General features: G+C 64.4%; 13 protein-coding genes and 1 tRNA gene. 6 read left to right on the forward strand and 8 right to left on the reverse strand.

The window, feature by feature from the left end; translation table 11 throughout:
• Nucleotides 1–38 precede the first annotated feature (38 nt).
• Nucleotides 39–356 (forward strand): DUF2322 family protein, encoded by a 318-nt coding sequence (locus tag GPA25_RS15295; protein ID WP_169261275.1) that lies wholly within the window; start codon nucleotides 39–41, stop codon nucleotides 354–356.
• Between the two features lie 131 nt (nucleotides 357–487).
• On the opposite strand, the gene GPA25_RS15300 is transcribed toward GPA25_RS15295, so the two are convergent.
• The 6 genes from GPA25_RS15300 to queA all read right to left on the reverse strand — a co-directional run bounded on the left by GPA25_RS15300 (nucleotide 488) and on the right by queA (nucleotide 6622).
• Nucleotides 488–1108 (reverse strand): MarC family protein, encoded by a 621-nt coding sequence (locus tag GPA25_RS15300; RefSeq protein WP_169261276.1) that lies wholly within the window; start codon nucleotides 1106–1108, stop codon nucleotides 488–490.
• A 13-nt stretch (nucleotides 1109–1121) separates the two neighbouring features.
• Nucleotides 1122–2054 carry a protein translocase subunit SecF gene (gene secF / locus GPA25_RS15305; RefSeq protein ID WP_169261277.1) on the reverse strand — a complete coding sequence of 311 codons (933 nt, stop codon included), beginning with the start codon at nucleotides 2052–2054 and terminating at the stop codon, nucleotides 1122–1124.
• Nucleotides 2055–2121: 67 nt separating this feature from the next.
• The gene (secD, locus tag GPA25_RS15310; RefSeq protein WP_169261278.1) at nucleotides 2122–3981 is read right to left on the reverse strand and encodes a protein translocase subunit SecD; all 1860 of its coding nucleotides are present in this window, start codon (nucleotides 3979–3981) and stop codon (nucleotides 2122–2124) included.
• An 85-nt stretch (nucleotides 3982–4066) separates the two neighbouring features.
• Nucleotides 4067–4393 carry a preprotein translocase subunit YajC gene (gene yajC / locus GPA25_RS15315; protein WP_169261279.1) on the reverse strand — a complete coding sequence of 109 codons (327 nt, stop codon included), beginning with the start codon at nucleotides 4391–4393 and terminating at the stop codon, nucleotides 4067–4069.
• 80 nt (nucleotides 4394–4473) lie between these two features.
• Complete coding sequence (gene tgt / locus GPA25_RS15320; RefSeq protein WP_169261280.1) at nucleotides 4474–5598, reverse strand: tRNA guanosine(34) transglycosylase Tgt; 1125 nt, start codon at nucleotides 5596–5598, stop codon at nucleotides 4474–4476.
• On the reverse strand, nucleotides 5588–6622 hold the full coding sequence (queA, locus tag GPA25_RS15325; RefSeq protein WP_169261281.1) for a tRNA preQ1(34) S-adenosylmethionine ribosyltransferase-isomerase QueA: 1035 nt from the start codon (nucleotides 6620–6622) through the stop codon (nucleotides 5588–5590). Before queA ends, tgt begins: the two co-directional genes overlap by 11 nt.
• Nucleotides 6623–6670: 48 nt before the next feature.
• Between queA and GPA25_RS15330 the strand changes: the two genes are divergently transcribed.
• From GPA25_RS15330 to GPA25_RS15340, 3 genes are all read left to right on the forward strand, one after another.
• Nucleotides 6671–6757: transfer RNA gene (locus GPA25_RS15330), tRNA-Leu, on the forward strand.
• 416 nt (nucleotides 6758–7173) lie between these two features.
• Nucleotides 7174–7527, forward strand: coding sequence for an HPF/RaiA family ribosome-associated protein (locus GPA25_RS15335; RefSeq protein WP_169261282.1), 354 nt, complete (start codon nucleotides 7174–7176; stop codon nucleotides 7525–7527).
• A 42-nt stretch (nucleotides 7528–7569) separates the two neighbouring features.
• The gene (locus GPA25_RS15340; RefSeq protein ID WP_169261283.1) at nucleotides 7570–8235 is read left to right on the forward strand and encodes a Bax inhibitor-1/YccA family protein; all 666 of its coding nucleotides are present in this window, start codon (nucleotides 7570–7572) and stop codon (nucleotides 8233–8235) included.
• Between the two features lie 123 nt (nucleotides 8236–8358).
• On the opposite strand, the gene GPA25_RS15345 is transcribed toward GPA25_RS15340, so the two are convergent.
• Entirely contained in the window at nucleotides 8359–11049 is a 2691-nt protein-coding gene (locus GPA25_RS15345) for a cation-translocating P-type ATPase (RefSeq protein ID WP_169261284.1), read from the reverse strand.
• A gap of 54 nt (nucleotides 11050–11103) precedes the next feature.
• Complete coding sequence (locus tag GPA25_RS15350) at nucleotides 11104–12441, reverse strand: hemolysin family protein (protein ID WP_169261285.1); 1338 nt, start codon at nucleotides 12439–12441, stop codon at nucleotides 11104–11106.
• A gap of 566 nt (nucleotides 12442–13007) precedes the next feature.
• Between GPA25_RS15350 and GPA25_RS15355 the strand changes: the two genes are divergently transcribed.
• Together GPA25_RS15355 and tilS are read left to right on the forward strand one after the other, a co-directional pair.
• Nucleotides 13008–13976, forward strand: coding sequence for an acetyl-CoA carboxylase carboxyltransferase subunit alpha (locus GPA25_RS15355; protein WP_169261286.1), 969 nt, complete (start codon nucleotides 13008–13010; stop codon nucleotides 13974–13976).
• On the forward strand, nucleotides 13945–14975 hold a 1031-nt coding region (gene tilS, locus GPA25_RS15360), incomplete at its 3' end, for a tRNA lysidine(34) synthetase TilS (protein WP_211163146.1). The genes GPA25_RS15355 and tilS, both read left to right, overlap by 32 nt.

Below are 14975 nucleotides of genomic sequence, written 5' to 3' on the forward strand. Positions count from 1 at the left end.
CGGGTGGCGTTTGCATTCATTCGATGGAAGGAGTGGCAATGGCGTTTGCCGACAATCTCAAGCAGCTGCCCAAAGTGTCGCATCTGGCTGCGCTGAACCTGCTCGATGCGGGCGATGCCGTGGTGGCGACGATCGAGAACAAGCCCGGTCAGGCCGGTTCGCTGGCAGTGTATAACCACATCGCCCAGCTGTATGGCGCGATCAATGCCGAAGCGGCGAAGAAGGGGCTGGAGTTGTATGCGGAACATACCGACGATGCGCGCGCGAATCCGGGCAAGCATCCGAACATCGACCGCCTGATCGGCCTGATCGAACGCGGTCAGGTGCTGCGCGTGAAGCAGGTGTTCGCGCTCTGAGGTTCCTGGCAGGGCGATCGTAGGAGCGGCTTCAGCCGCGAACATAAGGTACTAAAAGAGCCTGAGGGTTCGCGGCTGAAGCCGCTCTACGGAAAACATGTTTTGCAGGCGTCGATGCCCGAATATTGCGTTCAAGCTCCGCCGAGTTTGAAGAAGTCGCGGATGCCGAGCATGCCGATCTGGAAGCCGATGGCGACCAGGATCAGGCCCATGAAGCGCGTGAAGATGCGCTCGACGCGCGGTGTGGCGAGGCGTTGCCGCACCAACGCGAGGCGTAGCGTGAGCCACAGGACCAGCGCACAGGCGATCGAGGCGAGCAGCGCGATCACCGGAAGGTAGAGGCGCGACGGGTAGGTGACCGATAGCGTGATCGCGGTGGTGATCGCGCCAGGGCCGGCCACCAGCGGCATCGCGAAGGGTACGAAGATGCGGTCGCGCGGGTCTTCCGGCGACGCTTCATCCTGCTGGATACCGCTGGGGCTGCCGCGCAGCATTTCGAGGCCGACGAGGATAATGACCAGGCCGCCCGCGGTGCGGAAGGCGTCCAGCGAGATGCCGAAGAGTTCCAGGATATGCCGCCCGCCGAGGGCCGAACCGGCGAGGATCGCGAACACCGCGAAGCCGGCATGACTTGCGGCGCGCCGCTTGGCGTTGGCGGGCATGCCAACGACGATGCCGAGGAAGAGCGGGGCGGCGACGATCGGGTTGGTGATCGCCAGGAGGCTGACGAAGGCTTGCAGGAACTCGTTCATCGCCGCCCAGCCGTCAGACGACCGCCTCTTCCTTTTCCTTTTTCGGCTTGATGAACTGCTCGCGCGATACGCCGAGCCACATCACCAGCGGACTGGCAACCAGCACCGACGAATAGATGCCGAACAGGATGCCGATGGTCAGTGCCATCGCGAAGTAGTGCAGGGTTTCGCCGCCGAACAGCAGCATCGCGAGCACCATCATCTGGGTGCTGCCGTGGGTGATCACGGTGCGTGAAATGGTCGAGGTGATCGCGTGATCGAGCACTTCGGGCGTCGTCATGTTGCGTTTTTTCTTGAAGGTCTCGCGCACGCGGTCGAAGACCACCACCGATTCATTGACCGAGTAACCCAGCACCGCCAGCACCGCAGCCAGTACCGCCAGCGAGAACTCCCACTGGAAGAACGCGAAGAAGCCCAGGATGATGACGACGTCGTGAAGGTTGGCGATGATCGCGGAGACGGCGAAACGCCATTCGAAGCGCATCGCCAGATAGAGGACGATACCGAAAATCACCAGCAGCAGTGCCATCGATCCGTCGGCGGCGAGTTCCTTGCCGACCTGCGGGCCGACGAACTCGACCCGCCGCAGTTCCGGTGCGGCGCCACCGACCGATTGCAGGGTGCTCATCGCACGTTCCGACATCCGTGTTGCGTCGAGATCGTCGCGGTTGGGCAAGCGAATCAGCACATCGCGCGCGCTGCCGAAGTTCTGCACCTGGGCGTCAGGGTAGCCATTGGCGGCGAACGCGTTACGGATCGGTTCAAGCTGCGGTGCTTCCGTATAACTCACTTCGATCAGCGTGCCGCCGGTGAATTCCACCGACAGATGCAGGCCGCGCGTCGCAAGGAAGAACACCGCCAGCAAGAACGTGATCAACGAAATGATGTTGAACGTCAGTGCATGACGCATGAACGGGATGTCTTTCTTGATGCGGAAAAATTCCATTTTTCAGCCTTTTCTTGTCGCGTCGGGGGGCGCCATGCGGCACCCCTTTGTCTTTACGTGCGCAGGTTCAGTTACCCGGTTTCCAGATCTGGCCGATCGACAGCGACTCGACCTTGCGGCGGCGTCCGTAGATCAGGTTTACCAGCATCCGCGAGATCAGGATGGCGCTGAACATCGAAGTGAGAATGCCGAGGCAGTGCACCACGGCGAAGCCGCGCACCGGGCCCGACCCGAAGACCAGCAGCGCGATACCGGCGATCAGCGTGGTGATGTTGGAGTCGAGAATGGTGTCGAAGGCACGTTCGTAGCCGGCGTGGATCGCCGCCTGCGGCGAGACGCCGTTGCGCAGCTCCTCGCGGATGCGTTCGTTGATCAGCACGTTGGCATCGATCGCCATACCGAGGGTCAGCGCCATCGCCGCAATGCCCGGCAGCGTCAGCGTCGCCTGCAGCAGCGACAGCAGCGCGACCAGCAGCAGCAGGTTGGCGGCGAGTGCGATCACCGACACGATGCCGAAGAGCGCGTAGTAAATGCTCATGAACACGGCAATCGCGACGAAGCCCCACAGGGTCGACTGGAAGCCTTTCGCGATGTTGTCGGCGCCTAGGCTTGGGCCGACGGTGCGCTCCTCGATGATTTCCATCGGCGCGGCGAGACTGCCGGCGCGCAGCAGCAGTGCGACGTCGTTGGCTTCGGTGGTGGTCATGCGGCCGGAAATCTGCACGCGACCGCCGCCGATTTCGCTGCGGATCACCGGGGCCGTGACGACTTCGCCCTTGCCCTTTTCGATCAGCAGGATCGCCATGCGCTTGCCGACATTCTCGCGCGTGATGTCGCGGAAGATGCGGCTGCCGGCGGCGTCCAGCGTCAAATGCACGGCCGCCTCGTTGGTCTGACCGTCGAAGCCGGGCTGGGCGTCGGTGAGACGGTCGCCCGTCAGTACCACCTGGTTGCGCACCAGCACCGGCGAGCCGCCGCGTTCATTATAGAGTTCGGTGCCGAAGGGCACGCTGCCGGCCAGTGCCGATTCGAGAGCGCCCGGGGTCTCGTCGACCAGACGCACTTCGAGGGTGGCGGTGCGACCGAGGATGTCCTTGGCCTTGGCGACGTCCTGCACGCCGGGCAGCTGCACGACGATGCGGTCGAGGCCTTGCTGCTGGATCACCGGTTCGGCGACGCCGAGTTCGTTGATGCGGTTGTGCAGCGTGGTGATGTTCTGCTTGATCGCGAAGTCGCGGATGTTCTTCTGCGCGATCTGGCCCAGCGTGGCGACGAGTTTCAGGTCGTCGCTGCCATCGTCACGGTCGGCCAGTTGCAGATCGGAGGTGCTGCCCTGGATCGCCTTGCGCGCGGCGTCGCGCTGGGCAGCATCGCGGAAGCGCAGTTGCACGTTGTTGCCTTCGCGGGTGATGCCCGCGTGGCGCACGTTCTTGTCGCGCATCAGGGTGCGCATGTCGGCTGCGATGGCATCGAGCCGCTTGGTGATTGCACCGGGCATATCGACTTCGAGCAGGAAGTGTACCCCGCCGCGCAGGTCCAGGCCGAGGTACATCGGCAGCGCATGGATCGCGGTCAGCCAGTTTGGCGAGGCCGACAGCAGGTTGAGAGCGACGACGTAGGACGGGTCGCGCGGGTCGGGGTTGAGGCGCTTCTCGATCGCATCCTTGGCGCGTAGTTGCGCGTCACTGGTGGCGACGCGTACGCGGATGCTGTTGGCGTCCGTGAACAGGCCGGTGTGCTGGATCTGTGCGTCGCTCAGCGCTTGCTCGATGGTGCCGCTCAGCGCAGCGTCGAGCTTGAGGGTGGCTTTGCCGCTGGAAACCTGAACTGCGGGCACTTCACCGTAGAAGTTGGGAAGGGTGTAGATCAGGCCGAAGAACAGGACCAGACCAATAAGGATGTTCTTCCAGAGCGGATAGCGGTTCATGACTTGGGTCGACAGAAGTGGGGAGCGGGAAGGGGTGTTGCAGGTGCGCGGCGCGGACAAATTCCGTGCGCCGCGCAAGCCGACCTCACAGGGTCTTCAGCGTGCCCTTCGGCAGCACGGTAGCAACCGCCTGGTTCTGCACAACGATGTTGACGTTGTCAGCGATTTCGACGTGCAGGAAGTTATCGCCAACCTGGGTCACGCGACCGGCGATGCCGCCCTGGGTGACGATCTCGTCGCCCTTCGCAAGCGCGGAGACCATGGCCTTGTGTTCCTTTGCACGCTTCATTTGCGGGCGGATCATCAGGAACCACAGGACGATGAACATCAGGATCAGCGGCAGCATGCCCATCAGGCCACCAGTGGGATCGCTGGCAGCGGCTGCCTGGGCGTAGGCGTTGGAAATAAACACTTGTTGTAACTCCGAGTGGTTGCTTAAAACGTTTGATTATAGCAGTAGCACAAATCGCGCTCGTGACACTGCGTCCGGGCTCAAGCGGTGCCGGTGGTGCGCTCATTGCGAAAACGCGTGACATAGTCGGCGAACTCGCCGGCGGCTATCGCGGCACGTAGCTCTGCCGTGAGCGTCTGGTAGTAGCGCAAGTTGTGGATGGTGTTGAGCATGCTGCCGAGGATTTCGCCGGCACGGTGCAGGTGGTGAAGGTAGGAACGGCTGAAGTTGCGGCAGGTGTAGCAGTCGCACGAGGGGTCGAGTGGCCGCGTGTCCTGCTTGTGCGTGGCGTTCTTGATCTTGATGTTGCCGTAGCGCGTGAACAGCCAGCCGTTGCGTGCGTTGCGGGTCGGCATCACGCAGTCGAACATGTCGATGCCGGCGGCGACCCCGGCAACGATGTCTTCCGGCGTGCCTACGCCCATCAGGTAGCGGGGCTTATTGGCGGGCAAGCGTGGGGCGGTATGGGCGAGGATGCGCTTCATGTCTTCCTTCGGCTCGCCGACCGACAGACCGCCGATGGCGTAGCCGTGAAAGCCGATGTCTTCGAGCGCCGCCAGCGATTCGTCGCGCAGGTCTTCGTACATGCCGCCCTGCACGATGCCGAACAGCGCATTGCGCTTCTCCTGGCCGTCGGTGAGTCGGTCAAACTCGTCGCGCGAACGCCTCGCCCAGCGCTGCGACAGGCGCATCGATTTGGCTGCCTCGTCGCGCGTGGCCGGATAGGGCGTGCATTCGTCGAAGATCATCACGATGTCGGAATTCAGCGTGTGCTGGATCTGCATCGAGATCTCGGGGGTCAGGAAGAGTTTCGCGCCGTCGATCGGCGACGCGAACCGAACGCCTTCCTCGCTGATCTTGCGCAGGGCGCCAAGGCTGAATACCTGGAAGCCGCCGGAGTCGGTGAGGATGGGTTTGTTCCAGCCCATGAAATCGTGCAGGCCGCCGTGGGCGGCGACAACATCGAGGCCCGGGCGCAGCCACAGGTGAAAGGTATTGCCGAGACAGATCTGCGCGCCGATGTCGTCGAGCGCCGCGGGTGTCATCGCCTTGACCGTGCCGTAGGTGCCGACCGGCATGAACACCGGTGTTTCGACAGTCCCGTAGGCGAGTGTGAGGCGGCCGCGGCGGGCGCCGCTGTCCTGGGTAATCAGTTCAAATTGCATCGTTGCGGTGGGTAATGAACATGGCATCACCGTAGCTGAAGAATCGGTATTGTTCGCGCACGGCGTGGGCGTATGCGCGGCGGACGGTTTCCATGCCGGCGAAGGCCGACACCAGCATCAGCAGCGTCGATTTCGGTAGGTGGAAATTGGTGATCAATGCATCGACCACCTGGAAGCGGTATCCCGGCAGGATGAATAACTCGGTTTCGCCGATGCCGGGTTCGAGCGTACCGTCCTGTGCCGCGCCTTCGAGCGCGCGCAGGCTGGTGGTGCCGACCGCGATGACGCGGCCGCCGGCGGCGCGGGTGGCGGCAATGGCATCCACGGTTGCCTGCGGGATGACGTAGCGCTCGCGGTGCATGCGGTGCTCGCCGAGGTCGTTGACGCGTACCGGCTGGAAGGTGCCGGCGCCCACGTGCAGCGTCAGCCAGGCGCCGCGCACGCCTTGCCGGGCAAGGTCGGCGAGCATTTTCTGGTCGAAATGCAGCCCGGCCGTGGGGGCTGCGACCGAGCCGGGATCGCGGGCGTAGACGGTCTGGTAGCGCGATTCGTCGTGGTCGTCGGCGGCGCGCTCGATGTAGGGTGGCAGCGGCAGCTTGCCATGGCGCTCCAGCAGGACGAGCAACTCTTCGGTCTCGGGAAAGCGCAGATGGAAGAATTCGCCGACGCGGCCGAGTACCGTGACGTCGAAGGCGTCTGCGAGCCGCAGCCGGCTGCCGGTGCGCGGCGACTTGCTTGCACGGACCTGGGCGAGCGCTTCGTGCGGACCGATCGCGCGTTCGATCAGCACTTCGACCTGGCCGCCGGTTTCTTTGACGCCATAAAGGCGGGCATGGATCACACGCGTGTCATTGAACACCAGCAGGTCACCTGGCTGCACGAGCCCGGGCAGGTCGCAGAAGCCGCGGTCAAGTTCGCCGTCGTTGAGCACCAGCAGGCGGCTGGCACAGCGCTCGGCGAGCGGGGCTTGGGCGATCAGCTCAGGGGGCAGCAGATAATCGAAATCTTCAAGAGTCAGGGGCATATGCTTGCCGCTAGCGGGGGGTTTCGTGGATAATGCGGCGCTTCCCTAGCCGGGATGGCGGAATCGGTAGACGCAGCGGACTCAAAATCCGCCGGTGGTGACACTGTGAGGGTTCGAGTCCCTCTCCCGGCACCAGTCAATTCAGACTGGAAAGCGCAGCAAAGCGGCGGATTCTAGCAGAGTTCGCCACACCGGAAGGCGGCGTCCGCCACTCCGGTACGGGCTGCGAGCGGTTTCTCCCCATCTTTTCCGATCGTGCGTCTGCCGCCAGTTCGCCGTGTTTACCTGCGACCCTGCCCATTGTTGCGGCTCCGATGCGATTTCAGTGCATCGGTCCGCGATGCTGCGCGCGGATGATGGCCGATGTTGCCGGACTTTACGATGCCGACCGGGTGAGGATGTCGCCACAAACCGAGCATTCAGGTTCTATAGAGTTCTGAAAAAGCTGAATCAAGCTCAGGTTGACTCATGTTTGTTGATTGCGATTCCGGCTTTAAGCTTTTCTCTGCGGCCCGGTGTTCCGGACCTGTCATGAGCAAAGGAGAAGCATTATGCGAATCGATCTGCAATGTACTGATGGCGAAACCCCGGTCGGTCTGCGCGATTACGTGGCGCGGCGGATGCGTTTCGCGATCGGCCGCTTCCGCGATCACATCCAGTGGGCGCGAATCAAGGTGGCCGACGTCAACGGCCCGCGCGGCGGAGTGGACAAGCGTTGTGTGGTACAACTGCGGCTACGTAACCGTCCGGACGTCATTTTTGCGATCACCGAGGTGGAAGCGCGTTCCGCAGTGGACCGCGCGGCGGACCGCGTTGCACAGGTGTTGACGCGCCGTCTCGGACGGCAACGGCGAATCATTCGCGAACCGGCACTAACGCCGGAGGTCGTACTTGCAGGAGCGTGAGACCTCGCGCAGTCAAAATTCGAACAGAGGAGCAAGAATTCAATGGAAAACCGCATCGCTACCATGACCCGGACGGAGGCTTCGGTCCTCTCGACCAACCGGGTCGTTCGCAATACCTACATGCTGCTGTCGCTGACGCTGGCGTTCTCGGCGCTGACAGCCGGCCTGTCGATGGCTATGGGGCTGCCGCATCCGGGCCTGATCATCACGCTGGTGGGTTACTTCGGCCTGCTGTTCCTGACGACGAAGTTCCGCGACAGCGGCCTGGGCGTGCTGTTTGTCTTTGCGTTGACCGGCTTCATGGGCTTCACGCTGGGGCCGATCATCTCGAAGTATCTGTCACTGCCCAACGGCCATATGGTCGTGATGCAGGCGATGGGCGGCACGGCGGCGATCTTCCTCGGCCTGTCGGCTTACGCGCTGACTACCCGCAAGGATTTCTCCTTCATGGGCGGGTTCCTGATGGTCGGCATCCTGGTTGCCTTCCTTGCCGGTCTCGGGGCGGTGTTCTTCGAGATGCCGGGGTTGTCGCTGGCGGTCTCGGCGATGTTCGTGCTGCTGATGTCCGGCCTCATCCTGTATGAGACCAGCAACATCATCCACGGCGGCGAAACCAACTACGTGATGGCGACCGTGACGCTGTACGTGACGATCTACAACCTCTTCACCAGCCTGCTGCACCTGCTGGGGGTGATGAACGACGACTGATTCCATCCCCGCCAGTCAGTGCGGGGAGAGGATGGCCGGGACGGGGTGGTTCGCGCAGGCGGGCCACCCCGTTTGTCTTGTTCGCATCGTTCGGCACCGGCGCGACCTGCCGTGGGGCGATGTTCAGCGCGTCTTCCGTGACTGCAGGCGGGCGCCGGTCCGCATCAGCAGCTTTCTCGCTTCGTCCAGCAGCAACACGCTCGAGGCCACCAGCACGCAGCGCAGCCAGTCTTCGCCATGCAGCGTCGTGGTGCTGAAGATCGTCTGCGCCGGCGCCCAATTGACGACGACGACCTGCAATGCCAGCACGCCGCCGAGTGCGAGCCACAGCTTGCCGTTGCGCAGGAACTGGCGGTTGAAGGCGCTGCCGTATTCGTTGCGGGCGTTGAACACGTTGAAGAACTGGAACAGCACGAAGGTGGTGAAGGCGAGTGTCAGCGCGTAGTCCGACCCGTGCGAGGAGAGGCCGGACTGGAACAGCCACAGGGTGCCGACCATCATCGTCGCGCCGTACAGCGCGAGGCGCGCCAGACGAGCCATTGTGAGGATCTGTGCCGCTTGCGGGCGCGGTGGGGCACGCATGATGCTCGGGCGTGCGGGTTCGACGCCTAGCGTCATCGCCGGCGGGCCGTCCATGATGATGTTGATCCACAGCAGCTGGATCGCGGTAAACGGCGCAGGCAGGCCGGCGAGCGTCGCGGCGAGCACTGTCAGGATCGCACCAATGTTGGTGGAGAGCTGGAAGCGCACGAACTTGACGATGTTGTCGAAGATCACGCGGCCTTCTTCGACGGCGCGCACGATGGTGGCGAAATTGTCGTCGGTCAGCACCATTGTCGCGGCTTCGCGCGTGACGGCGGTGCCGGTGATACCCATCGCAACGCCAATATCGGCGGCCTTGAGCGCGGGGGCGTCGTTGACCCCATCGCCGGTCATCGCAACGACATGGCCAGCGGCTTTCAGGGCCTTTACGATGCGCACTTTGTGCGTCGGCGATACGCGTGCGAACACGGCGATGGCATCAATGCGGGCGGCGAGGGCCGTGTCGTCCATTGCGTCGAGTTCGGCGCCGCTCACCACGTCGCCGCGCAGGCCCAGTTCGTGACCGATGGCGGCGGCCGTGGCCTTGTGGTCGCCGGTGATCATCTTGACGCCGATACCGGCGTGGCGACAGCGCTGGATCGCCGCGGCGGCTTCGGCGCGCGGCGGGTCCATCAGGCCCGCCATGCCGACGAAGGTCCAGTCTTCGGTCCAGATCCACAGGTCGCCCGCCGGGTCGAAATCGCGTGCCGGAATGTCGCGCCGCGCAACGGCCAGCACACGCAGGGCCTGATTGGCGAGATGCTCGTTCTCCGCGACGATGCGGCTGCGTACCGCCGCATCGATGGCTTGAGTGTCGTCCGCGCCGCGCCAGCGGGTCGAGCGCGCAAGCAGGACGTCGGGGGCCCCCTTGATGAACATTTCCACCTGCCCGCCATTGTGGTGGAAAGTGGCCATGAACTTGTGGGTGGAATCGAAGGGGATTTCCGCGATGCGTGGCGCGCGCTTCTGCTCTGCACGCGGGTCGACGCCACCTTTTTGCGCGAGCACCCACAGTGCGCCTTCGGTCGGATCGCCAATGAGTTCGCCGTCGCGTACGCGTGAATCGGTGCACAGGGCCATCGGCAGCAGCAGGGGGTGCAAGTCGACCGCTGCGTGGCCGGCGATTTCGCCGTCGGCACGATAGCCTTCGCCGCTGACCGCGAAGCGCTGCCCGGCAAACCAGCCGGCGCGTGCGGTCATCTGGTTCAGCGTCAAGGTGCCGGTCTTGTCGGAGCAGATGACCGTGGTCGAGCCGAGTGTTTCGACGGCGGCGAGTTTTTTCAGGATCGCGCGGTTCTGTGCCATGCGCCACATGCCGACGGCGAGCGTGACGGTGACAACCGCCGGTAGTCCTTCGGGGATGGCCGCGACGGCGAGTGCCACGGCGGTCATCACGGCCTGCGTCCACGGCAGGCCGCGCGCAGCGTCGAGCACGAAGATGACGGCAACGACGACGCCGGCAATCGCGGCGAGCTTCTTGCCGAGAGTGTCGAGCTGGCGCTGCAGCGGCGTTTCGCCTTCTTCGGCGCTGGCGATCATGCCGGCGAGGTTGCCCATCTCGGTTCCCATGCCGGTGGCGATCACGATCATTTCGGCGCGTCCGCGCGTCACCACGGTGTTCATGAAAAGCAGGTTGACGCGGTCGCCCAGTGGCAATGCGGCAGTGTCGAGCGTGGCGGTGATCTTGCCGACGGCGTGTGATTCGCCGGTCAGCGCGGCTTCGTCGACTTCCAGATTGTGTGCGACGAGCAGCCGGCCATCGGCGGGCACGCGGTCGCCGGCTTCGAGCAGTACGATGTCGCCGGGCACCAGCGTACTGGTGTCCACTTCGAGCAAGTGCCCGCCGCGCCGGATGCGGGCGTGGGTGGCGAGCATTTCCTTGAGAGCCCCGAGCGTGCGTTCGGCGCGGTATTCCTGGTAGAAACCGAGTCCTGCATTGAGCACCACCACGACGAGGATCACCGCTGCATCCTTAAGTTCGCCGACGGCCCACGCCAGCGCGGCGGCGAAAATCAATACGATGACGAGGAAGTTGCGGAACTGGTCGAGAAACTTCAGCCAGACTGGACGCGGGACTGCTTCCGCAAGCCGGTTTTCACCGACTTGCGTGAGGCGGTCGGCAGCGTCGGCGGAGGTCAGTCCAAGGGCGGGATCGACCCCCAGCACCGAGGCCGCTGCCGTCGGGCTGAGCGTATGCCAGCGCGTATGCGCGTCGCGCGTGTCGAGGCTCATCGCCGCAAGGGAGGTGCGTGCCGGTCTAGCGGCCGCCGTGCGTGGCCGCTGCCGTCATTCGGACGGGGGAAGGGATGAGGTCGAGGGCTCACTTTCTTCCACGGCAGGCGCTTCGACGATGCGGCTTGCCAGCACCTTGTCGATGCGCTTGCCATCGAGATCGACCACTTCCAGGCGCCACTCCTCCCAGGTCGTGATATCTCCAGTGTGCGGCAGGCGGCCGAGTAGCCACATCACCATGCCGCTGAGGGTGTGATAGCGGCCCTTTTCTTCCTCGGGCACAGTCTTGAGGTCGAGCCGGTCCTTGAGTTCGGGGATCGGGATCATGCCGTCGAGCAGCCATGAGCCGTCCTCGCGCTGCACGGCCCAGGCTTCCTCGATACTGTGCGGCTGGAATTCGCCGGTGACCGCTTCGAGAACGTCCTGCAGCGTCACGACCCCCTGGATTTCGCCGTATTCGTCGATCACGAACACCATGTGCGTGCTGGAGGCGCGGAACTGGTCGAGCAACTCCATGCCGGTCAGGGATTCGGGCACGTAGATCGCCGGCTGCAGCTGCTGCGTGAGGTCGGCCTTGCCGCCCTTGAGTGTCTGGTTGAACAGTTGCTTGGACGAGATGATGCCGAGGATGTCGTCGAGCCCGCCGCGGCACACCGGGAAGCGGGAGTGGTCCGACTCGGCCATGCGCGCGAGGTTCTCGTCGAGTGGACGGGTGATGTCGAGCCACACGACGTCGGCGCGCGGCACCATCAGCGAGGCAATCTGGCGGTCGTCGAGGCGGAACACGTTGCGCACCATCTCGTGTTCGTTCTTTTCGATGACGCCCGCTTCGGAGCCTTCCTCGAGCAGCGCGTGGATTTCTTCCTCGGTCACGCCGGGGGCGGCTTCGTCGCGCTTGCCCATCAGGGTCAGCAGCATCGTCGTTGACCAGCTCAGCAGGCGCACGAAGGGGCGCGAAGCGACCGACAGTGCGTTCATCGGTCGCGCGACGAGGCGTGCAATGCCTTCCGGGTTGATCTGGCCGATGCGCTTCGGCACGAGTTCGCCGACGACGATGGAAACGTAGGTGATGACCACGACCACCAGCACGGTGGCGCCGATTTCGCTCGGCCGCTGGGCCAGCCCCAGCTCCTGCAGCCAGGTGGCGAGCGGTGCTGCCAGCGCGGCCTCGCCGACGATGCCGTTGAGGATGCCGATCGAGGTGATGCCGATCTGGATCGTGGACAGGAAGCGGGTCGGCTCCTCGCCGAGCTTGATAGCGACCACTGCGGCGGCGTCGCCATCCTCGGCCAGGCGAGTGAGGCGCGCGCGACGGGCGGTGACGAGTGCAATCTCGGACATGGCGAAGACCCCGTTGATCAGGATCAGGGCGACGAGAAGGATAATTTCCATTTTTTCGGGCTACGTGGGGCGATGCCACGTGTGCCGTGCTGGCACGCGTGGATGCTCGACGGCTGGGTGGAGGCGCTGCACGGTGTGCGACGCGACTGCCTGCGCGGACGTCGGGCGGGGGAGGAGGTGCTGCGCGGCGCTGCGCGGGGAGTTCGGCGCAGGCGCGGGAACGTCAGAGGGTCCCAGGGCGGGCAAGGCTCGGGGGATGCTGCGAGATGGCAGGCCGGCGGGCGCGACAGTGGCCCGCCGCAGGCGGTGGAACATCGGCGCCGGGCAACATCGGTCGCGTGTTTCGCGGATGACGAAGCAGCCGGCGTGGCTCGCCTGGTTGGCCAGGAGCTGCGGTGTGAACGTGTTTCGACTACCCATAGCGCGGAGATCATGCAACCCCCGCTGCTCCTTCTCGTTGTGACGAATATTTGCATGATGCCTCACTGCCGCCGTGTGTGTCACGCATGCGTGTGCAGCGTTTGCCGCGGTCGATCCGTGCGTCGGCGTTGTGCGGTCCGCTGGCTTTGCCGTGGGAGGCGTTACAATGGCGCACTTTTTTTACTGGGAACGGTCGGATGAAGACCACCTTTCTGGATTTCGAACAGCCGGTTGCCGATCTGGAAGCCAAGATCGAAAAACTGCGCTTTGTACAGGACGACTCGGCGGTCGATATCTCCGAAGAGATCGCCCGTCTCGAAGCCAAGAGCGCATCGCTCACCAAGGATCTGTACGCCAAACTGACCCCGTGGCAGATCGCCCAGGTGGCGCGTCACCCGCAGCGCCCATATACCCTGGATTACGCACGCCACATATTCACCGATTACGAAGAACTGCACGGTGACCGCTCGTTTGCCGACGACAAGGCAATCATCGGCGGGCTGGCGCGCTTCAACGGCCAGAGCTGCGTCGTGATCGGACATCAGAAGGGCCGCGACACCAAGGAAAAGATCCTGCGGAACTTCGGTATGCCGCGCCCGGAAGGCTATCGCAAGGCGCTGCGCCTGATGCGTCTGGCGGAGAAGTTCGGGCTGCCGGTATTCACCTTTGTCGACACGCCGGGCGCGTACCCGGGGATCGGTGCCGAGGAGCGCGGCCAGTCCGAAGCGATTGGCCACAATCTTTACGTGATGGCCGAACTGAAGGTGCCGATCATCTCGACGATCATCGGCGAGGGCGGTTCAGGTGGTGCGCTGGCGATCGCGGTAGGCGACCAGGTGATGATGCTGCAGTACTCGACCTATTCGGTGATTTCGCCCGAAGGGTGCGCGTCGATCCTGTGGAAGAGTGCCGAGAAGGCGCCGGAAGCGGCCGAAACCATGGGCATCACGGCGGCCCGGTTGAAGTCGCTGGGACTGATCGACCGGGTGGTCAACGAGCCCTTGGGCGGCGCCCACCGCGATTACCGCGCGATGTCGCAGAACCTGAAGCGGGCGCTGCAGGATGCGTTGCGTCAGGTGGCGGATCTTTCGCCGACCGAACTCGTCGAGAAGCGCATCGACCGTCTGATGAGTTATGGTCGCTTCAAGGAACAGAACGCCGCCTGAGGCGCGCCTGGCCGAAGTCGTTGCCGGTGTGCTGGCGGCGGCTGGCGTCGCGCCGGGGCAGAGGGTGTGCGTGGCGCTCAGTGGCGGACTCGATTCGACCGTGCTGCTGCATGTGTTGGCAGGGTTGCGCCAGGCGAAGGGCTTCGCGCTGGTCGCGGCGCACGTGCATCACGGTCTGAGTCCGAATGCCGATGCCTGGCTGGCGTTCTGCGCGAGCCTGTGCAACAGGCTGGGCGTCGCCTTTCATCCGTTTCGCGAGCACGTTGTCCGGAATCATCCCGCAGGGCTGGAGGCGGCAGCGCGCGAGGCGCGTCACGCAGCGCTCGCACGCGTGCCGTGCGACTGGCTGGCCTTGGGTCATCATCAGGACGATCAGGCCGAAACCCTGTTGTTCCGTCTGCTGCGCGGGACCGGGCTGCGCGGCGCCGGCGCGATGTCGGCGGTCGAAGCGGGGGCGCCGGGGCGGCTGCGTCCACTACTCGGGGTGCGTCGCGCCGACATCCTTGCCTGCGCCGGGGCCGCCGGTCTCGAGTGGGTGGAGGACGAAAGCAATGCTGATCCGCGCTATACGCGCAATCTGCTGCGCCACCGGATTTTCCCGCTGATCGAGGACGCGTTTCCCGCGGCCGTGCCGGCGCTGGCGCGTGCCAGCGCGCATTTTCGCGAGGCGGACGGACTGCTCGATGAGCTCGCAGCACTGGATCAGGCGGCTTGTGGTGGCCTGCCGCTGGCGCGTGCGGCGCTGCTGGAACTGTCGGATGAGCGCGTGCGCAATCTGCTGCGCTGGCAGATGCGCCGGATGGGTTTCGAGGCGCCGGCACGTGCGCGGCTTGTCGAGGCGGTGCGCCAGCTGCGTGCTGTGGGCGATCAGGCGTTGTATCTGCCGTTCGACGGGGTGGCTTGCTGCGCGTATCGCGGACAGGTGTGGCTGGAGCCGGAGGCGACCGAAGACAGCGCGCCGCTGCTGCACTGGCGGGGGGAAACCGAACTGCCTTGGGG

The sequence above is a fragment of the Aromatoleum diolicum genome, from assembly GCF_012910955.1.
Taxonomy (GTDB): domain Bacteria; phylum Pseudomonadota; class Gammaproteobacteria; order Burkholderiales; family Rhodocyclaceae; genus Aromatoleum; species Aromatoleum diolicum.